The sequence below is a fragment of the Sinorhizobium sp. 22678 genome (assembly GCF_052044265.1).
GTDB classification, from domain to species: Bacteria; Pseudomonadota; Alphaproteobacteria; order Rhizobiales; family Rhizobiaceae; genus Sinorhizobium; species Sinorhizobium meliloti_A.
Map to the genome: position 1 here is coordinate 165,768 of NZ_JBQEMS010000006.1, position 25,502 is coordinate 191,269.

Below are 25,502 nucleotides of genomic sequence, written 5' to 3' on the forward strand. Positions count from 1 at the left end.
TCACCCTTTGGATGGATCGGGAATGACGAAAGCCTCGTCGTAATGGAACTCTTCCAGGTTGTTGCCCGGCCCCTCGCGGTCGACGACGATGAACTCGCTGACGGCGCCCACTGACATCAACGGATGATGCCAGACATTGCGGCCGTAATTGACACCCTGCCTGCCATTCGCGAGGAAGACTCTCGGCCGGCCGGGACGGTCGCCTTCATCCTCGGCGACCACAACCAGCCACGGCCGGTCCCGGAGAGGCGAAAAGCTCTGGCTGCCGAGCGGGTGGCGCTCCATCATCGTCACGGAATAGGGAAATGCCCGGGGCTGCCCGCGAAAGATGTTGATGATGACGCCGGCGCCCTCTCCCGCCGCATCGACACGTGCGAGCGCGTGAAACCGCTCGGTATTGCCGCCGTTGATGAAGCGCATCGAGGCCGGGTCGGCCTCGATTATGCTGCCGAACGGCGCGAAAGCCTCCCTGGTCAGAGGCTCGATCGAAAGCATATGCGACATCAGCCTGCCGTTCCGGCTCTCTGTGCGCTGGCGCCCGAAGGCTCGGACGCTGAACGCGTCATCCCCGTCGCGCGGTCGGACAGATCAGGAATGGTGTCAGGCATTGTCGTCTCCCGGAAGCATGGATCGGAGCCGCAGGCGGGCGATCCGCTCCACCTCGGCACAGGCCGTTTCAAATTCCTCTTCCTTGGAATTGTCAATGCGCCTCTCGAAAGCGGCGAGGATGTCTTCCTTGGTCAGCCCCTTCACCGCGATGATGAAAGGAAAGCCGAATTTCCTGGTGTAGGTCGTGTTCAGCCCGGTGAAGCGCGCATGCTCTTCGGCGGAGAGCCGGTCGAGACCGGCAGACGCCTGCTCGGCTTTCGAATCGGCCGTGAGTTCGCCGGCCACCGCAAGCTTGCCTGCGAGATCGGGATGTGCCCGCAATACCCGAAGTCGTTCGGCCGGGGAAGCCGCGCGGAATGCGTTGCAGAGCGCCGAATGGACATTGCCTGCGGTCAAGCCGGAGGAAGCCGCACGATCATAGGCGCGTTCCGCCACCCAGGGCGAGTGCTCGAAGATGCCGCCGAAGCGCCGGATGAAATCATCGCGCCCCGACATCAGCGCGTACCGTTGGGTTTGTGATGTTCGTACCAGTGGCGCGCGATGTCGATGCGGCGCGGCACCCAGACCTTGTCGTGGGACATCACATAGTCGATGAAGCGCGCGAGCGCCGCAGCGCGACCGGGACGCCCGACCAGGCGGCAGTGCAGGCCGATATTCATCATTTTCGGGCTGCCTTCCTTACCCTCCGCATAGAGCACGTCGAACGTGTCCTTGAGATAGGTGAAGAACTGGTCGCCGGAGTTGAAACCCTGATTGGTCGCGAAACGCATGTCGTTGGCGTCGAGCGTATAGGGAATGATGAGATGCGGATTGCCCGGCGTCAGTCCGGGGACCCAATAGGGAAGCTCGTCGGCATAGGAGTCGCAGGAATAGAGGAAGCCGCCCTCCTCCAGTACGAGCTTGAGCGTGTTTGCCGAGGGCTTGCCCTGATAGATGCCGAGCGGACGCTCGCCGGTCAGTTCGGTGTGCAGCCGCACGACCTCGCGGATGTGCTGGCGCTCGATGTCTTCGGGAACGTCCTTGTATTCGAGCCAGCGCAGGCCGTGGCTGGCGATCTCCCAGCCGGCCTCCTTCATGGCGGCGACGGCTTCCGGATTGCGTGCCATGGCAAGCGTCACGCCATAGACCGTCAGCGTCACGCCCCGGCTCGTGAACATCCTCCACAACCGCCAGAAGCCGGCGCGGGCGCCATATTCGTAGATCGACTCCATATTGAGGTTTCGCTGTCCAGCCCATGGCTGAGCGCCGACGATCTCCGACAGCAGACATTCGGACGCCGGATCGCCGTCGAGGATGCAGCTTTCGCCGCCCTCCTCATAGTTCAGCACGAACTGCACGGCGATATTGGCGTCGCCCGGCCAACGCACCTCAGGCGGCCTGCGTCCATAGCCGACGAGGTCGCGCGGATAGGAATTCTCGGACATGATTTCACCCTTCGACTTTTCCGGAACGGTAGCATCCCGCACCGGATTGTCGAGATGGGAAAAATGGCGATTCCGAAGTTACGGCCTGCCGGGAAGCGAGGCGGTCAGCGCGACCGGCGGCGTGGCCCGAGTGTCGGGGCCGGGGCGCTGCCCGATCGACAGTCCTGCCTTGGCGCGCGGGCGCGCGGAAATCTTTCCAAGCGGATGCTGCGAATGCACGCGCATCGGCGCTCCGGGCTCGTGCTCGATGAACAGAGCGAGGCTGCCGATCAGGAGCGGTTCGGTCAGCAGCGGTTCGAACAATCCGCGCAAGGGTGCCTCAACCCGCCGCCCCACATCGGCGTTGAGGGGGCCGGTCAGCGGCATGTGGAAACGATATTCGTCCATCACATGGGGATCGCCCCAGCGATGCAGATTGGTGAATTGCGGAGCCGTGAGCCTGTCCGGGTCCGCCCGCTCGATATCGTCCTCACTCAGCGGAGCGCGGAACCGGTCCAGCGCCTGCAGGACGCGAGCGGCGAGCAGATGCATCGACTGGCTGGGCACCTCCGGCATCAACCCCCAGCACTGGCTGAGGCGTGCAACCTCCAGCCGCTCGATTTGAAACGGCGTCTCCCCGCTCGTGAAGAGCATCATCGCCTTGAGCAATTGCGCTTCGTCCATATCCGGCTTCAGGCGGAAGGGCGCCATGATCATCGCATGAAAGCCGAAGCGGCGTGGAACGGCCGTGTAGAAGGCCATCTCCGAAACGGCGAGGCCGGCAATCGACGGCAGTTCCACGGCCTCCCCGGAATAGACGCTGCGGCCGAGCCAGCTGGCAGCCGCCGCAGAAAGCGGGTCTCCCATCGGCGGGGTGAAACAGATCGCATAGCGCATGGCGCAAGCTCCGGAAGTCCGTGAAGGCGGAATGGCCCGCATCCCGTTCGAGGTCCAATGGCGGCGTGTTAAGTGATTTGCGTGACAGATTGACGAATTTGGCCGGCCGTAACGGGGTCGTGAAGCCTGCCTCGCCTATCGCAATGCCGCGATATGGTGCGCACAGTGGAACGTTTCAGGAAGCGCGACGGCTGGACGGCCGGCAATCTCGTCGACCACGGATCGCGCCAGAGCATGCGCCAATCCGAAGCTCACCTTGAAGCCGCCCGTCAGCACGAAGACCCTTTCGTGATCGGGGTGACGGCCGACCATGGGTTCGCGCCCCGTAGATCTGGGGCGCAGGCCCGCCCAGCGCTCGACCACCGGGGCGCCGCGCAATGCGGGTGCAAGAGCCGTTGCGCGGGCAAGCAGTGCATCGAGCTGGCCATCGGTGGAAAAGGGTTCCTCGAACCGGTTCTCGCTCGTGCTGCCGACCGCCACGTGGCCGCTTTCATGCGGGACGACATAGAGACTGTCGGCAAAGATGATGGGCAGGGCCGGATCGATGTCGGCGCGAAGCAGCGCGGCCTGTCCTTTGACCGCACCGCCGCTCGGCGCCCGCCGCGGCTGGGTCAAACGGTCGATGAAGGAGAAGCTTTCGACGCCCGCGGCGAGGATCAGGCGCTCAAAGGTCAAATCGCGCCCGTCGGCTAGCGCAAGCCGGCCGACCGCCGGGTCGAGCGAGACGACTTCCGCCCCTTCCTCGCATCGGACATGCGGAAACTGGTCCAAGGCAGCCCGCAGCATCGCAAGCAGGCTGCGCGGCGCCAACCGGGCGGCCAGCGTGTCATTGACGACACCGAAGGGCGCCGCATCGGCGGCCGGCCAACCGACTGCGTCGGCATCGCGGACTTGCCAATGGAACGGGCGTGCCGGAGTATGCCAGTTCTGCGCCGCATCCCGCTCGCGACCAAGGGCGATCTCCCGCAGATGCGGCTTACCGAGGGGCATGACACGGCCGCAGCGACGATAGCCTGCCGAGAGGCCCGTGGCTGTTTCAAGCTCGGCAATCTCGCCTTCGAGCGACACCAGGGCATCGAACTGGAACTGCTTCTTGTCGTTCCACCGGTCGGGCATATGCGGCATGAGCGCGCCGAGGAGACCGCCACTCGCGCCGGAACCTATCAGCCTGCGCTCGAGGAGCCGCGTCGCGAACCCGGCGCGGGCGGCCATCACGGCGGCCCAGAGCCCCATGACGCCGCCGCCCACGATCAAAACTTCGCACATCGATTGACCTTCCCGGGCCGGAGAATTATCGGGTTCACCATGACAGGAACCGATCCCGGCCAGAGCCCTTCACCCTCGCGGCAAAACCTCGAATGGCACGAGGGCGATATGCCCTATTCGAAGGAATTTGGCGATCACTTTTATTGCCGCACCGACGGACGGCTCGAATGCGGCCACGTCTTTCTTGCCGGCAACCGGCTGCCGGAACGCTGGCAGGCGGGCGGCCCGTTCACGATCGGCGAACTCGGCTTCGGCACGGGGCTCAATTTCTGCGAAACCTGGCGCCGCTGGAAACAATCGCCGGCCGCGGCCAGGAGCCTCCATTTCGTTTCCTTCGAGCGCTTTCCCATGCAAGCGGTGGAGATCGACCGGGCGCTGGCGCATTGGCCGGAAATCGACGAAGAGCGGCAGGCGCTCGTTGCCAATTGGCCCACGAACCCGGCCGGCCAGATCGACATCGCATTCAGCGAAGAGGTTCGGCTTACGGTGGTGATCGGCACGGCGTTCGACGGCGTGTCAGCCTCCCCTCCGGACTTCGACGCCTGGTATCTCGACGGTTTCGCACCCTCTCGCAATCCGGACATGTGGTCGGAAGAACTCATGCGGCTGGTGTTCGACAGGACCGTCTCAGGCGGCAGCTTCGCGACCTATGCCGCAGCCGGCTTCGTCCGCCGCAACCTGGCGGCGGCGGGTTTCACCGTCGAACGTCGTCCCGGCTTTGCCGGCAAGCGGGAGATGCTGCGCGGCGACAAAGCCTGATTGCCCGAATCCGGACGTGCTTATCCGGGGAAGACTACGGACTTGACTGTCGCGATCAACTGATCGGTCGGAACCGCGACGCAATTGCGGTCGATTTCGGCAAGGGTCTTTTCCTTGACCTGGTGCGAGAGCAGCTTCCTCAGGTCGCCGAGCGTCCTGGGTGCCGCGCAGATCACGAGATTTTCGAAGGCCTGGTCGTGGGCATAGTGTTCGAGCTTCCCGGCGATCTCCACGGCGAAGCGATGTTGCTCCTCACGTACGGGGTCGCTGCTATACTCCATCGCCGAACGGCCGTGACCGACGGACGAATGGCTGCGTCCGGGTTTGTCGGCCATGATGTCCTGGCGACGCTTGGTCTCGATTTGAAATGTCTCCTCCTCCGGCTGCTGCCTGCCATCCTTCAGCAGGTTGACGTCCTTCACGATGCGCGCCGTGTTTCCATCGGCTGTCAAAATCCAGATCCGGTTCCGCACTATTGTCTCCCCGTGTAGATGGCAGATAGGTTGGCGAGGTTCACGGACAGAACGGCTGAGGCCGCGTCAGGTTCCTTGCCGCCGAATATCTGCGCATGCCGTGTCGCGCGGCCCGCTCGCATCACCAGCCCGTCAGCAGCCGACAATCGGCGAGGTCAAGCGGCTAGATTGTACGCTCAGGCCCTTCTTCTGCAAGGGGAACATAGGTGACGTGCTGCTTCTTTGCCGGCTGTCGCCGCGGATGCCGGCGTGTGGTCCATGCCCTTTCGCCGGGGGCGACGTTTCGCCTGCCGGCGCGACGAGACGGCATGCTTTCGCAGCTGCGAAAAGATGCAGCTTGACTTTCCGGCGCAAAACAACGATCTAAGGCCTGCGTCACCTTCCGGCCGCCGCGTGAGCGCGCCCTCGGCATCACTTCGAAGCCGTGAAGAAGGAAAAGCGCGAAACATCGCCGCCCTCCGCGGCAGCACAGGCGCCTGACGATTTTCTATTAACCCACAAGTTCCCAATTCACGCGGGGTTCTTGACGCCAGATGACACCGGAACCGCATCCTGCTGTTCCGGCGAGAGCGTTTGGCGCCCCGAAAGGTATATGCATTGACCACTTTCAAAGAGCTTGGCCTCTCCGAGCACATTGTGGCGACACTCTCCGCCAATGGTTTCGAAAAGCCGACGCCCATCCAGGCTCAAGCCATTCCGCTGGTCCTGAAAGACCATGACCTCATCGGCCTTGCGCAGACGGGCACCGGCAAGACCGCTGCATTCGGCCTGCCGATGATCGAAAAGCTCGTCGCCGACGGCAGACGTCCCGATCCGCGCAACATCCGCGCGCTCGTGCTTGCCCCCACGCGCGAACTGGTGAATCAGATCGCGACCAACCTGAAGCTTTTCGTGAAGAAGAGCCCGCTCAAGATCGGCCTCGTCGTCGGCGGCGTTTCGATCAACAAGCAGACCGAACAGCTCGCCCGTGGCGTCGACATTCTCGTCGCGACCCCTGGCCGCCTGCTCGACCTCGTTTCGCGCAAGGCGGTGACGCTGACCCAGGCTCGCTATCTCGTTCTCGACGAGGCCGACCAGATGCTTGACCTCGGCTTCATCCATGACCTGCGCAAGATTTCCAAGCTGGTGCCGAAGAACCGTCAGACGCTGCTCTTCTCCGCAACCATGCCCAAGCTGATTGCCGAGCTTGCCGGCGAATACCTGACCGACCCGGTCAAGGTCGAAGTCTCGCCTCCGGGCAAAGCCGCCGACAAGGTCGAACAATATGTGCATTTCGTCCCCGGCAAGGACCTGAAGACGACGATCCTGAAGCAGACGCTGACTGCCAATCCCGATGGGCTGTCGCTGATTTTCAGCCGCACCAAGCATGGCGCCGAGAAGCTGATGAAGCATCTCGACCATGTCGGCTTCAAGGCCGCCTCGATCCATGGCAACAAGAGCCAGGGTCAGCGGGAGCGTGCGCTGAAGGCATTCCGCGACGGTGAGATCCGCGTGCTCGTGGCGACGGACGTGGCCGCCCGCGGGATCGACATTCCGGGCGTCACCCACGTCTACAACTACGACCTGCCGGAAGTGCCCGACGCCTATGTGCACCGTATCGGCCGTACGGCCCGCAACGGCCGCGACGGCATCGCGATCGCCTTCTGCGCGCCGGACGAAATCCGCCTGCTCCGTGACATCGAAAAGCTGATGGGCATCCAGATCGCTGTCGCCAGCGGCGAAGCGCCCGCCGACCAGGCCCGCCCCTCCAAGGGCCGTGGCGGCCGCGGCAACGGTCAGCCTCGCGGCAATGGCGCAGGACAGCGCCAGGGCGGACCTCGCCGCGATCGGCCGCAGCGCCAGGCGGCAGCGGGCGGATTCGCCGGCGACGACCTGCTGCGCGACGAGCGCTCGCACGAGCGCCGCGACCAGCGCGCTGCCGGGCATGGACCGGCGGACGGAAGGCCGGAAGGCCACCGCAATCACAAGGCGCAGAAGCACCATGGGCGGCCCGGACCACAGCAGGCCGGCCGCCGCGGAAGCGAACAGTCCGGCGAACGCAATGGCGGCGGCAATCGACCGCAGCGTGCCGACGGTCGCGGCCATCAGCGCTAGAGCACTTCGAGGATAAGTGCGTAGCGTCAAAGACTTAGAATGTTTGGTGCTTCAATGCATTGAACGCTCTTAGGCGCCAAGCGTCGTCGAAACGGCGGGTAGATCCCCGCCGTTTCGACACCCTGCATCACCTGCGCCGGTCAGCCCTTGGGCCTGACGGACTGGTAGATCGCGCTGGTGCCGTCCCTGCTCACTGCGAACACGTCATAGGATGCGCGCGGGTCGTCTCCCATGCCCAGCGATCCGACGGGCATGCCCGGGACCGCGATGCCGGCAATGTCCGGACGCTCGGCGAGAAGCCTTTCGACGGCATCGAGCGGCACGTGGCCCTCCACGTAATAACCGCCGACCACGGCCGTATGGCAACCCTGCATCTCATCGGGGATCGCATGGCGCTGCTTGATCGCAGACAGGTCTTCGACGTCCTCGATCTTTACCTGGAAGCCGGCTCCCTTCATCGCCGCGGCCCACTCATGGCAGCAGCCGCAATTGGGGTCCTTGTAGACGACCATTTCACGCCCGGCTGCCAAGGCCGGTCCGATCATCCAAACCGACGCGGTCGCGGCCGCGGAAATCAGAAACGCTCTTCTTCTCATCGCTGCTCTCCATTGTACGCGTGTTGTGCGGCATTGAAATGGTCCGCTTTCGTCGATGCACCCGGTGAGGGCAGCCGCCGGCCCTTCACGACGCCATAAACGGCCGGAATGACCACCAAGGTGAGGATCGTCGAGGATACCATTCCGCCGATCATCGGGACAGCGATCCGCTGCATGACCTCCGACCCGGGACCCGGCCGGACCCGTTCGACCGCCCCGACCATGAGTTGCGGCCGACGATACCGGGCGGTGCGATCGACAGGGCTTCGAGTGCACCCCGTCATCGAGTTCGTCAAACCGCCTGCGCTTCCTTTGCGCTGTCGCTCGCGGCTGTTCCGTTGGCCGGCTTGCGGTTGGTGAGATAGACCCCTGTGACAGCAATTACCGTGCCGATGATCATCGGCCAGGTCAGCGCTTCTCCGAAGAACAGAGCCGCCTCGCCGGCGGCGAGCGGCGGCACCAGATAAATGAGCGATGCCGCGCGCGATACCTGCCCGCGCCGAATGAGATAGAGCAGGAGTGCGATCGCTCCCATCGAGAGGCCCAGCACCGACCAGGCGAGCGCCGCGACAAGTTCGATATTCCAGGTGACCCGCAGGTCCTCGAGCATGAGCGCCAGAGGGATGGTCACGAGGAGCGCTCCCACGTATTGCAACGCTGCAATCGATCGGATGTCGCCAGTCTGCAGGTACCGTTTCTGATAGAGCGTCCCGTAGGTGACGGCGGCCATGCCGAGAACGTTGACGGCCAGCGGCAGCAGGTGGATCGGCGTTGCGGCCGAGTCGATCGCCAGCATTTTCGGCGCAACCGCAAGCGCGATGCCGCAAAAGCCGAGGATAAGGCCCAGCTTCTGCTGGCCCGCCAGCTTCTCGCCGATCAGCCAAGGCGCGACCGCAGCCGTCATCAGGGGTTGCAAGCCGGCAATGATGCCAGAGATCGCCGCGGGCACACCCTGCCCGATCGCCCACCAGACGGCACCGAGATAGAGGCCGTGGAGGAAGACGCCGGACACGACGGCATGGCCGATCGCCGTCGCCGAGCGCGGCCAGCGCGCGCCGCTCAGAAGACAGAAGCCGATGAAGAGCAGAATGGCGAAGCTATAGCGCAGCGCCAGGAAGGTCAGCGGATCGGCGAAGATGGCCGCATATTTTGCAACGACCCAGCCTGTCGACCAGAGCAGCACGAAGATGGCCGGGGCCAGGCGGGCGAGCATGAAATCGTTCCTGAGCAAATGGATAGGGGACGATCCGGGCAGGATCGCCGCTGCCGCGATAGAGCGGCAACAGCGCCCGGTCAAAGGAATTTTTCTGATCGATACTATCAGCGAATCGGAATGGCCGCTCCACAACCTGCTGAACGCGTTTTCGCGAATACCATGGGCCTAAAATCCGGGCATCAGCCTGTTTTTTCTGCGCAGCCCGAAGTCCGGGCTGTGCGTGCCGCCGCCCCGGTTTTCGCCCGGAAACGCTGAAAACGGCCGCGCCGCCACCCGCCAAATTCTTCGATCGCAAATGTGCACGCTTCTTGCATTGCACTCTGCGTTGTATTCAAATGGTCGAAAATAAGGGGATCACGCCTTTGGTATTTGACGAAATGATCAATGCGGACAGCAGTCCGCGCCAGCCATATTCGACCTATCATCAATGGTATGCCAGTCAGGACAGAAACCGGCTCATCGCGAAATCGAAGGAAGCCGAAAAGATTTTTCGTAAGACGGGCATCACCTTCGCAGTCTACGGACACGCGGACTCCTCCGAGAAACTGATCCCCTTCGATCTCATACCCCGCATCATCTCCGGGCGCGAATGGCGCCGGCTCGCCCAAGGCATCGAACAGCGCGTCATCGCGCTCAACGCTTTTCTCGACGACATCTATCACAAGCAGGAGATCATCCGCGCCGGTCGCATCCCGCGCGAACTGATCGAGAAGAACGACACCTTCCTCCCGCAGATGATCGGCTTCCGGCCGCCGGGCGGCGTCTACACCCATATCGTCGGTACCGACATCGTACGCACCGGCGAAGACCAGTACTATGTTCTGGAGGACAATGCCCGCACGCCCTCCGGTGTCAGCTACATGCTGGAAAACCGCGAAACCATGATGCAGATGTTTCCGGAGCTGTTTCACCAGAACCGCGTGCGGCCGGTGGAGAACTATCCCAATCTGCTTCGCCAGAGCCTTTCCTCGCTCGCCCCGGCCGGCTGCGAGGGCAAGCCGCGCGTTGCCGTCCTCACGCCCGGCATCTACAACTCGGCCTTCTACGAGCACGCGTTCCTGGCGGATATGATGGGCGTCGAACTGGTGGAGGGCTCGGACCTGCGCGTCATCGACGGCAGGGTAAAGATGCGCACGACGCGCGGCTACGAGGCGATCGACGTACTTTACCGGCGCGTCGACGACGATTTCCTGGACCCCCTCACCTTCCGCCCGGATTCCGCCCTCGGGATACCGGGGATCATGGATGTCTATCGCGCCGGCAACATCACCATCGCCAATGCCCCCGGCACCGGCATTTCCGACGACAAGGCGATCTATTCCTACATGCCGGAAATCGTCGAGTTCTATACCGGCCGCAAACCCCTGCTCGAGAACGTGCCCACCTGGCGCTGCTCGGAACCGGAGAGCCTCAAATACGTACTCGAGCATCTCGCCGAGCTCGTCGTCAAGGAGGTTCACGGCTCCGGCGGCTATGGCATGCTCGTCGGCCCGACCGCGACAAAAAAGGAATGTGCAGCCTTTGCCGAGAAGCTCAAATCCCGCCCCGGCAACTACATCGCCCAGCCGACATTGTCGCTCTCGACGGTGCCCATCATGGTCAAAAAGGGCATTGCGCCGCGCCACGTCGATCTGCGTCCCTATGTGCTCGTCTCCGACAAGGTTCAGATCATTCCGGGCGGCCTGACCCGCGTGGCCCTGAAAGAAGGCTCCCTGGTGGTGAATTCCAGCCAGGGCGGTGGGACCAAGGATACCTGGGTGCTGGAGGACTGAGGCATGCTGGGAAGAACTGCGAACGGCCTCTACTGGATGTTCCGCTATATCGAGCGCGCGGAAAACAGCGCCCGCCTCATCGATGCCGGATTGCGCATGTCGCTCACGCGCAGCGAAGCGGCCGAGGACGACTGGGACGGGGTGTTGCAAAGCGCGGACGTGCGAGACCTCTATGACCAGATCCACGAAGGATTGACCAGCGGCGACGCGATCGACTTCCTCCTGCGTGACCGCGCCAACCCGTCAAGCGTGATGTCGTGCATCGAGGCCGGGCGCAACAACGCCCGCATGGTCCGCACGGCGCTCACGCGCGAGACATGGGAAGCGATCAACGAATGCTGGATCGAAATGAAGGGGATCCTCGCCAGGAGGGCGAAGACCACCGACATGCCGGAGATCATCGACACGATCAAGCGGCGGGCCGGGCTTATCCGGGGCGCCTTCCACGGCACGATGCTCAGGAACGAGATCTTCAACTTCTCTCGCATCGGCACCTTCATCGAGAGGGCCGACAACACCGCACGCATCCTCGACGTCAAATATTACGTGCTTCTGCCGGCGGTCTCCGCGGTCGGATCGTCCATGGACAACGTCCAATGGGAATCGATCCTGCGCTCGGTCTCCGCACACCGCTCCTATGGCTGGGTCTATGACGCCGAACTCAGGCCCGCAAATATTGCCGACTTCCTGATCGCAAACGGCCGCATGCCGCGCTCGCTGGCCTATTGCTACGACAAGCTCGTCTCCAATCTCGGTTATCTCGCGCGCGAATACGGCGAGCGTCACGCGGCCCACGAGACCGCCGAACAGACGCTCGGCTTGCTGCGCAGCCAGTCGATCGCGGAAATCATGGATCAGGGGCTACACCAATATCTCAAGGAGTTCATCAGCCAGAACAATCGCCTCGGCCGGGAAATCTCAGATGGTTACCGGTTCTATCAATGAGCTTCAGGGGGCGTAGATGTATCTGAAAATCAGCCACACGACCGAGTATCATTACGACCAACCGGTACAATACGCATTGCAGCGACTGCGCCTCACGCCGGTGAATCTGCCGGGCCAGACGGTGCGGAACTGGGAGACGCTTGTGGACGGGGCCGCCATCGAGGTGAGCTATGACGACCAGTTCGGCAACCGCACGCATCTCGTCAGCGTCGACGCCGATCGAACGACCCTTTGCGTAGAGGCGAGAGGCGAGGTCGAAACGGAAGACCGGGCCGGCGTATTCGGCGCTCACCAGTCCTATGTACCGCTGTGGCTCTACGCCCGCGAAACCCCGCTGACCAAGCCGGGCAAGCGGATCCGCGAGCTCGCGAAAGCCGCCGGAGGCGCCACTGAACTCGAGCGCCTGCACGCGCTTATGGCGATCATTCACGAGACCGTACGCTACGAACCGGGCGAGACCCAGGTCGGGACCTCCGCCGAGGAGGCGCTGGAGCGCGGCAAGGGCGTATGCCAGGATCATGCCCATATCCTGATCTCCGCCGCGCGCACCCTTGGCCTGCCCGCACGCTACGTCTCCGGCTATCTCATGATGGAGGATCATCCGCAGCAGACCGCAAGCCACGCCTGGGCCGACGTGCACATTGCCGGCCTTGGCTGGGTCGGGTTCGATCCCGCCAACAAGGTCTGCCCGGACGACCGCTATGTCCGCATCGCCTCGGGACTATGTTACCGCGATGCTTCGCCGGTGTCGGGACTGGTGCACGGTACAGGCACCGAGACCCTGAAGGTGGCCGTGACCGTCGAGCAGCAAGGACAGAGCCAAGCTCAGAATTGAAGCGGCCCTTAGAGCACTTCCGGGAGAAGTGTGTAACGGGTTTTCCGTCCGCAAGTGCGTCGATTAAAATGGGTAGAGCATTTCAGTGTTTCCATTGAAATGCTCTGTTGTGGAAGTACCTGGATCATTTCCCGTTTCATTGAAAGCGTGAAAGGATCTAGGTAGCCCTTCAGCTCCACTTACCGCGATGCAGTCGACTGCAGGATCCGGCAAAGAGCGACCAGTCCCCGGTCATAGCCGCCACTGACGACATCACGGCAGCGCTTCAGTACCGTGCGCCGCTCGTTGGGGGACATGGCGTTGAAAGCTGCGATCGGGGTCTGGCCGGGGGTGCCTATCCCGCCCGCGCCCCCACCGGCGCCCGGTCCGCCACCGCTGCCGCCGTTGCCGGGTCCACCTCCGCCGCCCGCGCTGCCGCCGCCAAGACCGAGGCCAACATCCAATCCGGCTCCGCTTCCGCCGCCGGCATTCGCACTCACATTGGCGTTGAGACCGCGGCTGCCTCCGAGCGAAACGTCCGCATCGGCGTCGATGCCGTTGCCGCCGCCGACATTCGCGCTGACAGTGCTGTTGAGGCCGCGGCTGCCGCCCGCATTTGCATTGGCATTGGCGCTGATGCCGCGGCTGCCGCCGACGGATGCCGTGGCCGAAGTATTGACCCCGCGCGATCCTCCGACGGACGCATCGACGTCGGCGCTGACACCTCTGGATCCGCCAAGCGATGCGCCGACATTGGCGTTGACGCCCCGCGAACCTCCGAGAGACACTCCGACGTTCAGGCCACCATTGCCTCCGACGCTTTGGGCAAAGCCGGGAGTACTGGGAATAAAGGTCAGACTCGTCATGAGACCGACAGAGAGAACGAAGGCTTTCTTCCGCATGTTCACTTCCTCTTGCAACGGAAAGCGATTGCCCGATTGAGGATAATTCCGAACACGCGAATAAGTTTCACGAACAGGCGGAGGCGCACAACTTGTCGAGGCGGCGCAGTGTGCAACCGCCCCGTCCGGTGATGAGGTCGCGGCGGAGATTCGTACCCGAACGCTCCGCCGCGGTTCATCGCATCAGTGGCTGTCGCGCTCGACCACCGATCCACGCGCGCCGACAAGGAAGTCCAGATCGGCGCCGGAATCCGCCTGCATCACGGTCTTGAGATAGAGGCCGCCATAGCCGCCCGTGAGCGGTTTTACCGGCGATACCCAGGCCGCACGGCGTCGTGCAAGTTCCTCGTCGGAAACATGGAGATGCAGCGTGCGGTTCGGGATGTCGACCTCGATCATGTCGCCATTCTCGACGAGCGCCAGGGGTCCGCCTTCCGCAGCCTCCGGCGCGGTATGAAGGATGACGGTGCCGTAGGCCGTACCCGACATGCGCGCATCCGAAATGCGGATCATGTCGGTGATCCCCTTCTTCAATACCTTCGGCGGCAGGCCCATATTGCCGACCTCGGCCATGCCCGGATAGCCCTTGGGACCGCAATATTTCAGCACCATGATGCAGGTCTCGTCGATGTCGAGATCCTCACGGTTGATGCGTGCGTGATAATCCTCGATGCTTTCGAATACGACCGCACGGCCCTTGTGCTGCATAAGGTGCGGCGAGGCGGCCGAAGGTTTCAGAACAGCACCGCGCGGCGCCAGATTGCCGCGCAGCACGGCGATGCCGCCCGATTTCGTCAGCGCCTTTTCCCGCGGCAGGATCACGTCCTCGTTGTAGTTCACGACGGCCTTGACGTCGTTCCAGATCGTGTCGCCGCTGACGGTGATGGCATCGTTGTGCAGGAGGCCCATCTCTGCGACCGCCTTGATCACGACCGGCAGACCGCCGGCATAATAGAACTCCTCCATCAGATATTTGCCGGAGGGCTGCAGGTTAACGATGGTCGGCACATCGCGGCCGAGCCTGTCCCAATCGTCCAGCGAAAGATCGACGCCGACACGGCCCGCAAGCGCGAGCAGATGCAGCACCGCATTGGTCGAGCCGCCGACGGCGCCGTTGACGCGGATGGCGTTCTCGAAGGCCTCCTTGGTCAGGATGTCGGAGGGCTTCAGGTCCTCCTTGACCATCTCGACGATGCGGCGGCCGGTAAGCTGCGAAATCACCCGGCGGCGCGCATCGACCGCGGGAATGGCCGCATTGCCCGAAAGCGTCATGCCGAGCGCTTCGGCCATCGACGCCATGGTCGAGGCCGTGCCCATGGTCATACAGCTTCCCGCGGAACGGGCCATGCCCTGCTCGGCGTCCATGAACTCCTCCAGCGACATCTCGCCGGACTTCACCATTTCGGAAAACTGCCAGATCGCCGTGCCGGACCCGACGTCCTTGCCGCGCCACTTTCCATTGAGCATGGGACCGCCGGATACGACGATCGCCGGAATGTCGACGCTGGCCGCACCCATCAACAGGCTGGGCGTGGTCTTGTCGCAGCCGCCGAGCAGGACGACGCCATCGACCGGATTGCCGCGGATCGATTCCTCGACGTCCATCGCCGCCAGGTTGCGGAACATCATCGCCGTCGGGCGCAACGTGCTTTCACCGGTCGAGAAGACCGGGAATTCCACCGGGAAGCCCCCCGCCTCGTAAACCCCGCGCTTCACACGCTCGGCGAGGTCGCGCAGATGCGCGTTGCACGGCGTGAGCTCGGACCAGGTGTTGCAGATGCCGATGATCGGCCGCCCGTCGAAGGTGTCGGCGGGAAGCCCCTGGTTCTTCATCCAGGAGCGATGCATGATGGCATTCTTGCCAGTACCGCCGAACCACTCCTGCGAACGGAGCTTGCGCGGCCACTCAGCTTTCTTCTTCATTTCTTCCTTCCTTGCGCCCTGCGCGGGCTGGACATGCCGGCTTTACGCCCGGTTTCTTCAGGCAAGCGTGTAGGCTGTCTTGACGTTGGTGTAGAACTCTGCGGCGTATTTGCCCTGCTCGCGCGGGCCGTAGGAGGAAGCCTTGCGGCCGCCGAACGGCACGTGGAAATCGACGCCCGCCGTCGGCAGGTTGACCATCACCATGCCGGCCTCGGCATTGCGCTTGAAGTGCGTCGCATGCTTCAGGCTGGTGGTGGCGATGCCCGAAGACAGGCCGAACGGCGTGTCGTTGGCAACAGTGAGCGCCTCGTCGTAATCCTTGACGCGGATGACGGCCGCGACCGGCCCGAAGATTTCCTCGCGCGAGATGCGCATCTGGTTGGTCGCCTCGGTGAACAGCGCCGGCTGCAGATAGAAGCCGGGCGTGTCGCGCGAGATCACCTCGCCGCCGAAGGCGAGCTTGGCGCCCTCCTGCTTGCCGATCGCGATATAGTCGGTGTCCTGGTTGAGCTGGCTCTGATCGACCACGGGACCGATATGGGTGCCGGCCTTCAGCGCGTCGTCGACGACGAGACCCTTGATCCGCTCGCCCATGGCGGCGACGAACCGGTCATGGATCCCCTCGGTGACGATGATCCGCGAGGAGGCGGTGCAGCGCTGGCCGGTCGAGAAGAAGGCGGAGTTGACCGCCGCTTCTACGGCGACGGACAGATCGGCATCGTCGAGTACGACGAACGGGTTCTTGCCGCCCATCTCCAGCTGGTACTTGCGGTTATGTTCGACCGAGGCGACGGCCACCCGCTTCCCGGTCGCGGTCGAGCCGGTGAAGGTGATGGCGTTGACGTCGGGGCTGTCGAGCATTGCCTGGCCGACGACGGAGCCCTTGCCCATGACGAGGTTCAGGACGCCCTTCGGCAGACCCGCGCGATGGAGGATATCGACGATCGCCCACGAACAGCCCGGTACCAGCTCTGCCGGCTTGAAGACGACGGTGTTGCCGTAAGCCAGCGCCGGGGCGATCTTCCAGGCGGGAATGGCGATCGGGAAGTTCCAGGGCGTGATGATGCCGACGACGCCGACCGGGTCGCGGGTGATCTCGACGCCGATCCCCGGCCGGACCGACGGGACGACCTCACCCGCAAGACGCAGGGTTTCCCCGGCGAAGAACTCGAAGATCTGGCCGGCGCGCACGGTCTCTCCGATACCTTCTGCGAGCGTCTTGCCCTCTTCTCGCGAGAGGAGGCGCCCGAGCTCGTCCTTGCGCGCCAGGATCTCGTCGGCGGTCTTCTTCAGGATCGCATGGCGTTCGAGAATGCCGGAGTGCGACCAGGCGGGAAAGGCGGCCTTGGCCGCGGCGATCGCGGCTTTCGCGTCTTCGGCGCTGGCGCGGGCATATTCGCCGACGACATCATCGGTGTTCGACGGATTGATGTTCGCAACGCCGTCTCCGCCGACCCATTCGCCGGCGATCAGGTTCTGGTGAAGTGTCATGGGCTTCAGCCTCCTTGTCTTCTTGCCGCAAGCGGCCGCGGTCACTGCCTCGCGCTTGCCATTGGAGATATGTCAGAGCTGGTGGACAGCGACCTCTTCCTCCGCCGCGATTGCCAGCGGATTGCGCAGTGGCAGGCCGAATTCCTTGGCTTCGATCTCGAATACGTCTCCCTCCTCCGTGCGGATGCCGTCGCCGAAAGAAAGAGTCGCCGTGCCGAACATGTGGACGTGGATGTCTCCCGGTGCACGGAAGAGGCCGTACTTGAAATGGTGATATTCGAGATTGGCGAAGCTGTGCGACATGTTCGCCTCACCGGAAAGGAAAGGCTTCTCCCACAGCACCTTGCCGCCCCGGAGAATGCGCGATGCCCCGCGAACATCCTCTGGAGCCGCGCCGACGCGGATTTCCGGCCCGAAGCTCGCCTGCCTGAGCTTCGAATGTGCGAGCCACAGATAATTGACCCGCTCGGTCTTGTGATCTGAGAACTCGTTGGCAACCGCAAAGCCGAGCCGGAAGGGGACGCCCTTGTCGGAGATCACATAGATGCCGGCCATTTCGGGCTCTTCGCCGCCATCCTCGGCAAAGGACGGAGACACGAGCGGCTCGCCGGGCGCCACAGCCGTTGTCCCGTTGCCCTTGTAGAACCATTCCGGCTGCACGCCCTTCTCACCGGACTTCGGCTTGCCGCCTTCGAGCCCCATGCGGAACATCTTCATCGAGTCGGTCAGCGTTTCCTCGGCGGCTTCCGTCGCCTTCTTGTGCATCGCGTCGCGAGTTGCAGCGGAGCCAAGATGCGTGAGCCCGGTCCCCGTCAGATGCAGATGGGCGGGATCGGGATGCGTGATCGGGGAAAGCAGCCGCCCCTGGGAATAGGCTTCCTCGAGATCGATCGTTTCGCCAAGGCCCTTGGCGTCGACGACGTCCCTGAGGCTCCTGCCGCTATTGGCCGCTTCCATCGCCAGAGCATAGACGCTCTCCGCTCCCCTGACGGCACGCGCCGTCTCGCCCGGGGCCCGCACGGCGACGATAACCGAACCGTCTTCTTTCCTGACCTGAGAAATCAGCACGTTCTGTCCTTCCTGATGAATTGGCTCCCACAATGCCTTCCCTTGCGGAAAAGCAACGCTTCGCCCGAGAGTGGCTTACGCCACCCGGTTACGGCAAACATGCCGCGTTTTTCTGTTGCGATCATCGGGGCCGAGCGGAAGCCGGTCAGCCCTTGCCCTTGTTCTTGTTGTAAACGTCGAAGAACACGGCTGCGAGCAGCACGAGGCCCTTGATCAATTGCTGGTAGTCGATGCCGATGCCCATGATGGACATGCCGTTGTTCATCACGCCCATGATGAAAGCGCCGATCACCGCACCGGTGATCTTGCCGACGCCACCCGAGGCGGACGCCCCGCCGATGAAGCAGGCCGCGATCACGTCGAGTTCGAAGCCGACGCCGGCTTTCGGGGTCGCCGAATTCAGACGCGCGGTGATGATCATGCCGGCAAGCGCCGCGAGCGCGCCCATGTTCACGAAGGCGTAGAAGGTCAGCCGCTCGGTATTGATGCCGGAGAGCTTGGTCGCCTTCTCGTTGCCACCCATCGCGTATATCCGCCGGCCGATCGTCGAGCGCGTGGTGACGAAGGTGTAGACGGCGATCAGCACGCCCATGACGACCAGGACGTTGGGCAGGCCCCGATAGGTCGAAAGCTGGAAGCCGAGGAACAGGGCCACCAGGCTGATGACCGCCATCTGGATCGCGAAGAAGGCGAACGGCTCGTTCTCCGTGCCGTGCTGGTCGTTGATCCGGCGGTTGCGAATCCCGGCAAAGACCGCATAGCCGACGAGCAACAGCACGGCGACCAGCGCGACCATGTTCTTGATCGTCTCCGGGCTCGGGTTGAGGAAATAAAGGAAGTCGGGAACGAATCCGGTCGAGAGAATCTGGAAATCCTTCGGAAATGGTCCGATCGGGCGGCCGCCGAGGACCACATAGGTCATTCCCCGGAACACCAGCATGCCGGCGAGCGTGACGATGAAGGACGGGATCTTCTGATAGGCGACCCAGTAGCCCTGCGCCGCGCCCATGATGCCGCCGACGATCAGGCAGGCGGGAATGACCACGAAGGCAGGCAAGCCCCATTTGACGAGCATGATCGCCGAAATCGCGCCGATGAAGGCCACGATGGAGCCGACCGACAGATCGATGTGCCCGGCAACGATGATCAACAGCATGCCCAGCGCCATGATGACGATGAACGAGTTCTGCAGCACCAGGTTCGTGATGTTGACGGGCCTGAAGAGGACGCCGTTGGTGACGAACTGGAAGAACAGCATGATGATGACGAGCGCGACCAGCAGGCCGTATTCGCGAATGTTGTTCCTGAGGTAGTCACCGATCGACGGTTTGGTGGTTTCGGTGCTCGTATCGGCGACCATTAGTGTTTCTCCCCTGAACGCATGATGGCGCGCATGATCGATTCCTGGCTTGCTTCCTCCTTTGAAAGCTCGGCCACCATGCGCCCCTCGTTCATGACATAGATGCGATCGCAGGTCCCGAGCAGCTCCGGCATCTCCGACGAGATCATCAGGATGCCTTTGCCCTCGGCCGCGAGCTGGTTGATGATGGTGTAGATCTCATACTTCGCGCCGATATCGATACCGCGCGTCGGCTCATCGAGTATGAGGACTTCGGGGTTGGTGAACAGCCACTTGGACAGGACGACCTTCTGCTGGTTCCCGCCGGAGAGGTTGACCGTCTCCTGATAGATCGAATGGGAACGGATGCGGAGCTTCGAGCGATACTCGGCGGCGACCTTGCGTTCCTTGCGCTCGTCGATGACGCCGTTCGATGCGACCGCGTGCAGGTTGGCGAGCGTGGTGTTGTGCATGATGTTGTTGATCAGCACGAGGCCGAGCTGCTTGCGGTCCTCCGTTACATAGGCAAGACCGGCCTTGATGGCCTTGGGAATCGTGCTCACGTCCACCGGCCGGCCATGCATCGTCACCTCGCCGGTGATCTTGTGGCCCCAGGACTTGCCGAAGAGGCTCATCGCCGTCTCGGTGCGTCCGGCGCCCATCAGTCCGGCGATGCCGACGACCTCGCCGGCGCGGACCTTGAAGCTGACGTCGTGCAGAAACTGCCGGTCGCGGTGATGCTGATGATAGACGTTCCAGTTCTTCACCTCGAGCAGCGTGTCGCCGATCTTCGGTTCGCGGGGCGGATAGCGGTCTTCCATGGCCCGGCCGACCATGCCGTTGATGATCCGGTCCTCGCTGATGTCTTCCTTATGACAGTCGAGCGTCTCTACCGTTCCGCCGTCCCGCAGGATGGTGATCTGATCGGCAACCTTCTTAATCTCGTTGAGCTTGTGAGAGATGATGATCGACGTCATGCCCTGGCTGCGGAACTCCATAAGCAGCTTCAAAAGCGCGTCGGAGTCGTTTTCGTTGAGGGATGCGGTCGGCTCGTCGAGGATCAGCAGGCGAACTTTCTTCGAAAGCGCCTTGGCAATCTCCACCAGCTGCTGCTTGCCGACGCCGATGTCGGTGATCAGCGTTGCGGGAGACTCGTTCAGGCCCACTTTCTTCAAGAGTTCCTGGGTGCGGGCAAAGGTCTGCGGCCAGTGAATGACGCCCTTTTCGGCCACCTCGTTGCCGAGAAAGATGTTCTCGGCGATCGAAAGCAGCGGAACGAGTGCCAGTTCCTGATGGATGATGATGATGCCGAGCTCTTCGCTGTCCGAGATCGTGCTGAACCGGCGAAGCTCGCCGTCGTAATGGATCTCGCCCTCATAGGTACCGGCCGGATAGACGCCGCTCAGCACCTTCATCAAGGTCGACTTGCCGGCGCCGTTTTCCCCGACAAGCGCGTGGATCTCGCCTTCGCGGACCTTGAACGAGACATTGTCCAGGGCCTTGACGCCCGGAAACGTCTTCGTGATGCCCCGCATTTCAAGAATGATATTGTCCATACTCAGCCATTCCAGCTGCAGTCGGAGAGACTGCAGGCGCTCTCCCGTGCTGCGCGGTTCTTTCGACCGGCTCCGATACGAAATAAAACCACGCGGCGGGCCAAAGTGCTACAGCGACATTGCGACGAGACGCATGCCGCCTGGATTAAGAGGGTGCGCGAGCGTGTCGCGCACCCTCCCGGTTCGCCGCATCAGTTGTTGAGCTGATCTTCCGTGTAGTAGCCGGAACCGACGAGAACCTCCTTGGCATTGGACTTGTCGACGGAAACGGGCTTCAGGAGATAGGACGGAACGACCTTGACGCCGTTTTCATAGGTCTTCGTGTCGTTGACCTCCGGCTCCTTGCCATCCATGATCGCGTTGACCATGTTGACGGTGACCTTGGCGAGTTCACGGGTGTCCTTGAAGACCGTGGAATACTGTTCGCCGGCGAGGATCGACTTGACCGACGGCAGTTCGGCGTCCTGACCGGTGACGATCGGCATCGGCATGTCGCCGGAGCCGTAACCGACGCCCTTCAGAGCCGAGATGATGCCGATCGACAGACCGTCATAGGGCGACAGAACGCCATCGACCTTCGCGTCCGTATAGGCGGACGACAGAAGATTTTCCATGCGGGCCTGGGCCACGGCGCCATCCCAGCGCAGCGTGCCGACCTGGTCCATGCCCATCTGACCGGACTTGACGACGATCTTGCCGCTGTCGATCAGAGGCTGCAGAACGGACATCGCGCCGTCGTAGAAGAAGAAGGCGTTGTTGTCGTCCGGCGAGCCGCCGAAAAGTTCGATGTTCTTCGGCTCGGTGGCACTGTCGAGTTTCAGGCCTTCGACGAGCGAGGTCGCCTGCAGCACGCCGACCTGGAAGTTGTCGAAGGTGGCGTAATAGTCGACATTGCCGGAATCGCGGATCAGGCGGTCATAGGCGATGACCTTGACGCCGGCATCGGCCGCCTTCTGCAGGATGTCGGAGAGCGTCGTGCCGTCGATGGCGCCAATGACGAGAACCTTCGCGCCCTTGGTCACCATGTTCTCGATTTGCGCCAACTGGTTCGGAATGTCATCGTCGGCGAACTGCAGGTCCGGCGTATAGCCGGCTTCCTTGAACAGCTTCTCCATGGTCTCGCCGTCGGAGATCCAGCGCGTCGACGTCTTGGTCGGCATGGAGATGCCGACCATGCCCTTTTCCTGGGCGACTGCCGGCGCGGCGAAGCCGGCGACCGTGATCGCCGCAGCCGCGAGAAGCGAAGTAAAGAATTTCATCAGATCTCTCCCTGAGTGTTGAACCGGCAGGCACGGGGCCTCCGTCTATGCGCAGCGACCACCGTCGCGAGCGTGACCCCCGGCGGTGGTTCAAGATAAAGGAAGCCCTCCCCGTCTTATCATACTCCCGCATGCGCTGGCGCATATGCTGGGAAACTGGAATCAATTGCCATAACTGTCAAATACAATATCGCTTTGCATGCATACCAAAATTGATATATCGCTCTAAAAGAGTGTGATTTTTGAAACTCTTGAAAACGGAACCCAATGCGATGCTCGATGGCAGGCAGAATGCAGCCGGGCTTACGGGAGAACTGCTGGAGACGGGGCTTTTCCGCTCCGGCTTGAAGATCAACCACTTGCGGCTCATCCTGGCGATCGACGACCATCGGCGCATCAGCGCCGCGGCCGACTCGCTTGGGATTTCGCAGCCGGCGGCCTCACGCATGCTCGCGGAGATCGAAGCGATCGTGAAGGCGCCGATATGCGAGCGCGTGGCGCGCGGCGTCGAACTGACCCGCTACGGCGAGGCCCTGGCACGCCGGGCCCGCACCATCTTCCTCGAGTTGCGCGAGGCTGCGCGCGAGATCAACGAGCTGAAGACCGGCAGCGGCGGGTCGGTTTCGCTCGGATCGGTCACCGGCCCGGGGCTCAATCTCGCAGTGCCGGCGATCCGCCAGGTGTCGACGGCCTATCCCGGCATCGAGATCAACGTTCAGATCGACAACAGCAACGTGCTGACGCGGGAGCTTCTGGCGGCGCGGCACGATTTCATCGTCGGGCGGATCCCCGACGACCTCAATCCGCGGCTGTTCAACCTGGTCGAAATCGGTTTCGAGGAGGTCTGCCTCATCGTCCGGGAGGGCCACCCGCTGTTGGACAAGGCGTCGGCCGGCGCCCACGACCTCCCGGGCTACGACTGGGTGTTCCAGCCGCCCGGTACACTGCTTCGACGCGCGGTCGAAGACAGTTTCGCTTCCGCCGGCGTCCGGCTTCCGGCGACGGTCATCAATACTTCATCGACCATCCTGACGCTGTCGATCGTTCGGAACACCAATGCGATCGCTCCCGTTGCGCTCGACGTCGCCAGGCTGGTCGCGGGCAACGGCACGGAAGCCGGCGAGATCCGGATTTTGCCGACCGAATTTGCGATCCGCATCAAACCCTATGGGCTGATCACCGCCGAAGGTCGGGCCCTCCCCCCGAGCGCAAAGCTGCTTTACGATCTGATCCTGAAGCAGAGCAGGGCGTGATCAGGTCCGCATAATCTTGATATCGCAAGCTCCGGCCAACTCAGTGCCTGCCCGGAGAGACTTGATCTTCGGCATGTCGGTATTCCACTCGGTGCTCGAGCGCCTCAAGGCCGAGCAGGACGACGGGCTGTCGGACGAGGCCAGCGACGGATGGCGGGGCACCGCCATCGGCGCGGCGCCGGGCTTCGTTGCCGAAAACGCGGCCCACACCTGGGCATCCCGCAGCGCGGTGGAGCAGGCCTATCGCGCAGTGGCGGCGGAGGAACGATCCGAACCGTTCTCCATGCCCGATCATCTGAAGCGCACAGGCCTTGCGGAGGTCGCCTCCGAGCTCTCGCTGGGCGAAACGGAAACGGCGCTGACGCTCGCCGCCAAGCGGAGGCGTTTCGCCGCAGCGAATCATCCCGACAGGCTGCCGGTGGAAGCGCGGCTCAATGCGACCTTGCGCATGAAGCTTGCTAACATGCTCATCGACGAGGCTTTGAGGCGGATCGAAGGACGGAAGGTGACTGGATAAGCGTCAGTTCGTTCCGTCGGTGGTGTCGCCGGCGGCTTCGCCTTTGCTCTGGCTCTCCTCCTTCGGCCGGTAAAAGAGGAGAAGGGACGCGCCCGCATAGGCGGTCACGACCATAAAGATCGTCCCCCACATCACCTGCCCGCCGTAGAATTCCACCGCCGTCCACACGGCGCAGAACACGATGATCAGCAGCCGGATCCACAAGGGACGATAGAAGGGGTGATCCGGATCGATGAATTTGATCATCCTGGTTCCTCTGGGAGACTTGATATCGAATTCATCTACTGCACATTTCCGCAATGAGAGCAAATGCAGCAAAAGCGCGCAGAGATCTGCCGTTCGCGGCGCAGAACGAAGCGGACGATTTCCGCATTTCCGCTGCTCGTAACAGAGCGGCACTTCAAATCGTTGGCAAACAGGCCTATAAGCTAGACAGGCTAGCTAGGTTGGAGCAAAATAATGGATTGGCAGCTGCAGGACGCGAAGAACCACTTCTCGAAAGTGGTGCAGAAGGCGCGCAACGAAGGGCCGCAGATCGTCACGCTGCGTGGCGAGCGCACGGCCGTGGTGCTGTCCGCCCGCGACTATGACGCTCTGCGCGCCGGCCGGCCGACCCTGGTCGACGATCTGCTTGGCGGTCCCCCTTGGGACGATGAGCTCGCCGAAGCCATCGAAGCGCGCGCCAAAACGCCGAGTCGCGGCGTGGCCTTCTGATGTATCTGGTTGACACCAACATCGTTTCGGAGGCGCGACGCGGCACGCCTCAGGCGCTGTCCTGGTTGCGTTCCGTCGATCCGCTCAGCATCCAACTGAGTGCACTGACCCTCGGCGAGATCATGCGCGGCATCGCACTGAAACAGAAGTCGGATCCGAAGGCTGCCGCTCACCTCACCGAATGGCTGCGCAAGCTGCGCCACGACCATGGCGACCGCATCCTTCCGGTGACCGACCAGATCGCCGTCGAATGGGGCCGCATCGCCGCGATTCGGTCGCGTGGCGATATTGACGGGCTCCTCGCCGCGACCGCGATCGTCCACGATCTGATCCTCGTCACGCGCAACGTCAGGGATTTTGAAGACACGGGCGCGTCAGTGATCAATCCTTGGGAGACACCGGCGTGAGCGGCTCGGGGCCGCCCGCAACCGTCAGAAGCCGGTTTCTCCCGGCCGCGCCTCTTTCGCTCGATCAGGCCCGGGGTGAGGACTTGGGGCCGGACCGGTGAACCGACCGCGGTTGACACTTGACGGCGCCAAGCCGATTGGAATAAATATTCCGCATAGGCAATAATTAGCCGTTTCATTCCAGTTCCTCCGCGGATGGCCCGCGACGCCTTTGCGCGATGAGCGTCAA

26 protein-coding genes and 1 pseudogene are annotated in these 25,502 nt (G+C 62.9%); 10 read left to right on the forward strand and 17 right to left on the reverse strand.

Annotated elements, in window-relative coordinates:
* The 5 genes from ACTJKL_RS11500 to ACTJKL_RS11520 form a co-directional block, all read right to left on the reverse strand.
* Positions 1-504 carry an ureidoglycolate lyase gene (locus ACTJKL_RS11500; protein WP_100670087.1) on the reverse strand — a complete coding sequence of 168 codons (504 nt, stop codon included), beginning with the start codon at positions 502-504 and terminating at the stop codon, positions 1-3.
* Between the two features lie 96 nt (positions 505-600).
* The gene (uraD, locus tag ACTJKL_RS11505; protein ID WP_018098322.1) at positions 601-1,104 is read right to left on the reverse strand and encodes a 2-oxo-4-hydroxy-4-carboxy-5-ureidoimidazoline decarboxylase; all 504 of its coding nucleotides are present in this window, start codon (positions 1,102-1,104) and stop codon (positions 601-603) included.
* Positions 1,104-2,033 carry an allantoinase PuuE gene (gene puuE / locus ACTJKL_RS11510; protein WP_100670085.1) on the reverse strand — a complete coding sequence of 310 codons (930 nt, stop codon included), beginning with the start codon at positions 2,031-2,033 and terminating at the stop codon, positions 1,104-1,106. Before puuE ends, uraD begins: the two co-directional genes overlap by 1 nt.
* Before the next feature lie 78 nt (positions 2,034-2,111).
* Positions 2,112-2,909: a DUF1045 domain-containing protein gene (locus ACTJKL_RS11515; protein ID WP_100670084.1), complete on the reverse strand. Its 798-nt coding sequence runs from the start codon at positions 2,907-2,909 to the stop codon at positions 2,112-2,114.
* 135 nt (positions 2,910-3,044) lie between these two features.
* A complete protein-coding gene (locus ACTJKL_RS11520) occupies positions 3,045-4,175 on the reverse strand; it encodes an NAD(P)/FAD-dependent oxidoreductase (protein ID WP_275599271.1) in 1,131 nt (376 codons plus the stop codon).
* A gap of 39 nt (positions 4,176-4,214) precedes the next feature.
* Between ACTJKL_RS11520 and mnmC2 the strand changes: the two genes are divergently transcribed.
* On the forward strand, positions 4,215-4,934 hold the full coding sequence (gene mnmC2, locus ACTJKL_RS11525) for a tRNA (5-methylaminomethyl-2-thiouridine)(34)-methyltransferase MnmC2 (RefSeq protein WP_440852914.1): 720 nt from the start codon (positions 4,215-4,217) through the stop codon (positions 4,932-4,934).
* 20 nt (positions 4,935-4,954) lie between these two features.
* On the opposite strand, the gene ACTJKL_RS11530 is transcribed toward mnmC2, so the two are convergent.
* Positions 4,955-5,407 carry a host attachment protein gene (locus ACTJKL_RS11530; RefSeq protein WP_018098317.1) on the reverse strand — a complete coding sequence of 151 codons (453 nt, stop codon included), beginning with the start codon at positions 5,405-5,407 and terminating at the stop codon, positions 4,955-4,957.
* 597 nt (positions 5,408-6,004) lie between these two features.
* On the opposite strand from ACTJKL_RS11530, the gene ACTJKL_RS11535 reads away from it, so the two are divergent.
* On the forward strand, positions 6,005-7,501 hold the full coding sequence (locus ACTJKL_RS11535; protein WP_275599273.1) for a DEAD/DEAH box helicase: 1,497 nt from the start codon (positions 6,005-6,007) through the stop codon (positions 7,499-7,501).
* Positions 7,502-7,641: 140 nt separating this feature from the next.
* Here the strand turns inward: ACTJKL_RS11535 and ACTJKL_RS11540 are convergent, their stop codons facing one another.
* The 3 genes and pseudogenes from ACTJKL_RS11540 to ACTJKL_RS11550 form a co-directional block, all read right to left on the reverse strand.
* Positions 7,642-8,097 (reverse strand): DUF411 domain-containing protein, encoded by a 456-nt coding sequence (locus ACTJKL_RS11540; RefSeq protein ID WP_275599274.1) that lies wholly within the window; start codon positions 8,095-8,097, stop codon positions 7,642-7,644.
* Positions 8,094-8,333, reverse strand: a pseudogene (locus ACTJKL_RS11545) (efflux RND transporter permease subunit); the annotation flags it as partial. The pseudogene ACTJKL_RS11545 and the gene ACTJKL_RS11540, both read right to left, overlap by 4 nt.
* A gap of 56 nt (positions 8,334-8,389) precedes the next feature.
* The gene (locus ACTJKL_RS11550; RefSeq protein ID WP_275599275.1) at positions 8,390-9,310 is read right to left on the reverse strand and encodes a DMT family transporter; all 921 of its coding nucleotides are present in this window, start codon (positions 9,308-9,310) and stop codon (positions 8,390-8,392) included.
* Here ACTJKL_RS11550 and ACTJKL_RS11555 point away from each other — a divergent pair.
* The 4 genes from ACTJKL_RS11555 (at position 9,309) to ACTJKL_RS11570 (ending at position 12,865) form a co-directional block, all read left to right on the forward strand.
* Entirely contained in the window at positions 9,309-9,482 is a 174-nt protein-coding gene (locus ACTJKL_RS11555) for a hypothetical protein (RefSeq protein ID WP_275599276.1), read from the forward strand. The genes ACTJKL_RS11550 and ACTJKL_RS11555 overlap by 2 nt on opposite strands.
* Positions 9,483-9,690: 208 nt before the next feature.
* A complete protein-coding gene (locus ACTJKL_RS11560) occupies positions 9,691-11,085 on the forward strand; it encodes a circularly permuted type 2 ATP-grasp protein (protein WP_018098310.1) in 1,395 nt (464 codons plus the stop codon).
* A gap of 3 nt (positions 11,086-11,088) precedes the next feature.
* A complete protein-coding gene (locus ACTJKL_RS11565) occupies positions 11,089-12,030 on the forward strand; it encodes an alpha-E domain-containing protein (protein WP_100670078.1) in 942 nt (313 codons plus the stop codon).
* A gap of 16 nt (positions 12,031-12,046) precedes the next feature.
* Positions 12,047-12,865, forward strand: a complete 819-nt coding sequence (locus ACTJKL_RS11570; protein WP_100670077.1) for a transglutaminase family protein — start codon at positions 12,047-12,049, stop codon at positions 12,863-12,865.
* 179 nt (positions 12,866-13,044) lie between these two features.
* Here ACTJKL_RS11570 and ACTJKL_RS11575 read toward each other — a convergent pair whose 3' ends face one another.
* The 7 genes from ACTJKL_RS11575 to chvE all read right to left on the reverse strand — a co-directional run bounded on the left by ACTJKL_RS11575 (position 13,045) and on the right by chvE (position 22,382).
* Positions 13,045-13,746: a hypothetical protein gene (locus tag ACTJKL_RS11575; protein ID WP_440852915.1), complete on the reverse strand. Its 702-nt coding sequence runs from the start codon at positions 13,744-13,746 to the stop codon at positions 13,045-13,047.
* 183 nt (positions 13,747-13,929) lie between these two features.
* Entirely contained in the window at positions 13,930-15,669 is a 1,740-nt protein-coding gene (gene araD / locus ACTJKL_RS11580; protein WP_018098306.1) for an L-arabinonate dehydratase, read from the reverse strand.
* Between the two features lie 57 nt (positions 15,670-15,726).
* The gene (locus ACTJKL_RS11585; protein ID WP_100670075.1) at positions 15,727-17,160 is read right to left on the reverse strand and encodes an aldehyde dehydrogenase family protein; all 1,434 of its coding nucleotides are present in this window, start codon (positions 17,158-17,160) and stop codon (positions 15,727-15,729) included.
* Between the two features lie 72 nt (positions 17,161-17,232).
* Positions 17,233-18,228: an AraD1 family protein gene (araD1, locus tag ACTJKL_RS11590; RefSeq protein ID WP_100670721.1), complete on the reverse strand. Its 996-nt coding sequence runs from the start codon at positions 18,226-18,228 to the stop codon at positions 17,233-17,235.
* A 145-nt stretch (positions 18,229-18,373) separates the two neighbouring features.
* Positions 18,374-19,588 (reverse strand): multiple monosaccharide ABC transporter permease, encoded by a 1,215-nt coding sequence (gene mmsB / locus ACTJKL_RS11595; RefSeq protein ID WP_100670074.1) that lies wholly within the window; start codon positions 19,586-19,588, stop codon positions 18,374-18,376.
* The gene (gene mmsA, locus ACTJKL_RS11600) at positions 19,588-21,123 is read right to left on the reverse strand and encodes a multiple monosaccharide ABC transporter ATP-binding protein (RefSeq protein ID WP_100670073.1); all 1,536 of its coding nucleotides are present in this window, start codon (positions 21,121-21,123) and stop codon (positions 19,588-19,590) included. Before mmsA ends, mmsB begins: the two co-directional genes overlap by 1 nt.
* Before the next feature lie 191 nt (positions 21,124-21,314).
* Positions 21,315-22,382 (reverse strand): multiple monosaccharide ABC transporter substrate-binding protein, encoded by a 1,068-nt coding sequence (gene chvE / locus ACTJKL_RS11605; protein WP_100670072.1) that lies wholly within the window; start codon positions 22,380-22,382, stop codon positions 21,315-21,317.
* A 272-nt stretch (positions 22,383-22,654) separates the two neighbouring features.
* On the opposite strand from chvE, the gene ACTJKL_RS11610 reads away from it, so the two are divergent.
* Together ACTJKL_RS11610 and ACTJKL_RS11615 are read left to right on the forward strand one after the other, a co-directional pair.
* Positions 22,655-23,635, forward strand: a complete 981-nt coding sequence (locus tag ACTJKL_RS11610) for a LysR family transcriptional regulator (RefSeq protein ID WP_440852974.1) — start codon at positions 22,655-22,657, stop codon at positions 23,633-23,635.
* Between the two features lie 64 nt (positions 23,636-23,699).
* A complete protein-coding gene (locus tag ACTJKL_RS11615; RefSeq protein WP_275599279.1) occupies positions 23,700-24,152 on the forward strand; it encodes a hypothetical protein in 453 nt (150 codons plus the stop codon).
* A 3-nt stretch (positions 24,153-24,155) separates the two neighbouring features.
* Here ACTJKL_RS11615 and ACTJKL_RS11620 read toward each other — a convergent pair whose 3' ends face one another.
* Entirely contained in the window at positions 24,156-24,398 is a 243-nt protein-coding gene (locus ACTJKL_RS11620) for a hypothetical protein (RefSeq protein ID WP_026168958.1), read from the reverse strand.
* Between the two features lie 213 nt (positions 24,399-24,611).
* On the opposite strand from ACTJKL_RS11620, the gene ACTJKL_RS11625 reads away from it, so the two are divergent.
* Both ACTJKL_RS11625 and ACTJKL_RS11630 read left to right on the forward strand, forming a co-directional pair.
* Entirely contained in the window at positions 24,612-24,866 is a 255-nt protein-coding gene (locus ACTJKL_RS11625; RefSeq protein ID WP_275599280.1) for a type II toxin-antitoxin system Phd/YefM family antitoxin, read from the forward strand.
* Positions 24,866-25,273, forward strand: a complete 408-nt coding sequence (locus tag ACTJKL_RS11630; protein WP_275599281.1) for a type II toxin-antitoxin system VapC family toxin — start codon at positions 24,866-24,868, stop codon at positions 25,271-25,273. Before ACTJKL_RS11625 ends, ACTJKL_RS11630 begins: the two co-directional genes overlap by 1 nt.
* The last annotated feature ends 229 nt before the right edge of the window (positions 25,274-25,502 follow it).

Coding starts and splice junctions, on each gene's coding strand:
- puuE (WP_100670085.1), bottom strand. CDS start 2,033: ATGTCCGAGAATTCCTATCCGCGCGACCTCGTCGGCTATGGACGCAGG.
- ACTJKL_RS11550 (WP_275599275.1), bottom strand. CDS start 9,310: ATGCTCGCCCGCCTGGCCCCGGCCATCTTCGTGCTGCTCTGGTCGACA.
- ACTJKL_RS11565 (WP_100670078.1), top strand. CDS start 11,089: ATGCTGGGAAGAACTGCGAACGGCCTCTACTGGATGTTCCGCTATATC.
- ACTJKL_RS11515 (WP_100670084.1), bottom strand. CDS start 2,909: ATGCGCTATGCGATCTGTTTCACCCCGCCGATGGGAGACCCGCTTTCT.
- mnmC2 (WP_440852914.1), top strand. CDS start 4,215: ATGACAGGAACCGATCCCGGCCAGAGCCCTTCACCCTCGCGGCAAAAC.
- ACTJKL_RS11610 (WP_440852974.1), top strand. CDS start 22,655: ATGCTCGATGGCAGGCAGAATGCAGCCGGGCTTACGGGAGAACTGCTG.
- mmsA (WP_100670073.1), bottom strand. CDS start 21,123: ATGGACAATATCATTCTTGAAATGCGGGGCATCACGAAGACGTTTCCG.
- ACTJKL_RS11585 (WP_100670075.1), bottom strand. CDS start 17,160: ATGACACTTCACCAGAACCTGATCGCCGGCGAATGGGTCGGCGGAGAC.
- ACTJKL_RS11575 (WP_440852915.1), bottom strand. CDS start 13,746: ATGCGGAAGAAAGCCTTCGTTCTCTCTGTCGGTCTCATGACGAGTCTG.
- ACTJKL_RS11630 (WP_275599281.1), top strand. CDS start 24,866: ATGTATCTGGTTGACACCAACATCGTTTCGGAGGCGCGACGCGGCACG.
- ACTJKL_RS11500 (WP_100670087.1), bottom strand. CDS start 504: ATGTCGCATATGCTTTCGATCGAGCCTCTGACCAGGGAGGCTTTCGCG.
- ACTJKL_RS11570 (WP_100670077.1), top strand. CDS start 12,047: ATGTATCTGAAAATCAGCCACACGACCGAGTATCATTACGACCAACCG.
- chvE (WP_100670072.1), bottom strand. CDS start 22,382: ATGAAATTCTTTACTTCGCTTCTCGCGGCTGCGGCGATCACGGTCGCC.
- ACTJKL_RS11555 (WP_275599276.1), top strand. CDS start 9,309: ATGAAATCGTTCCTGAGCAAATGGATAGGGGACGATCCGGGCAGGATC.
- ACTJKL_RS11625 (WP_275599280.1), top strand. CDS start 24,612: ATGGATTGGCAGCTGCAGGACGCGAAGAACCACTTCTCGAAAGTGGTG.
- araD (WP_018098306.1), bottom strand. CDS start 15,669: ATGAAGAAGAAAGCTGAGTGGCCGCGCAAGCTCCGTTCGCAGGAGTGG.
- uraD (WP_018098322.1), bottom strand. CDS start 1,104: ATGTCGGGGCGCGATGATTTCATCCGGCGCTTCGGCGGCATCTTCGAG.
- ACTJKL_RS11560 (WP_018098310.1), top strand. CDS start 9,691: ATGATCAATGCGGACAGCAGTCCGCGCCAGCCATATTCGACCTATCAT.
- ACTJKL_RS11540 (WP_275599274.1), bottom strand. CDS start 8,097: ATGAGAAGAAGAGCGTTTCTGATTTCCGCGGCCGCGACCGCGTCGGTT.
- ACTJKL_RS11520 (WP_275599271.1), bottom strand. CDS start 4,175: ATGTGCGAAGTTTTGATCGTGGGCGGCGGCGTCATGGGGCTCTGGGCC.
- mmsB (WP_100670074.1), bottom strand. CDS start 19,588: ATGGTCGCCGATACGAGCACCGAAACCACCAAACCGTCGATCGGTGAC.
- ACTJKL_RS11620 (WP_026168958.1), bottom strand. CDS start 24,398: ATGATCAAATTCATCGATCCGGATCACCCCTTCTATCGTCCCTTGTGG.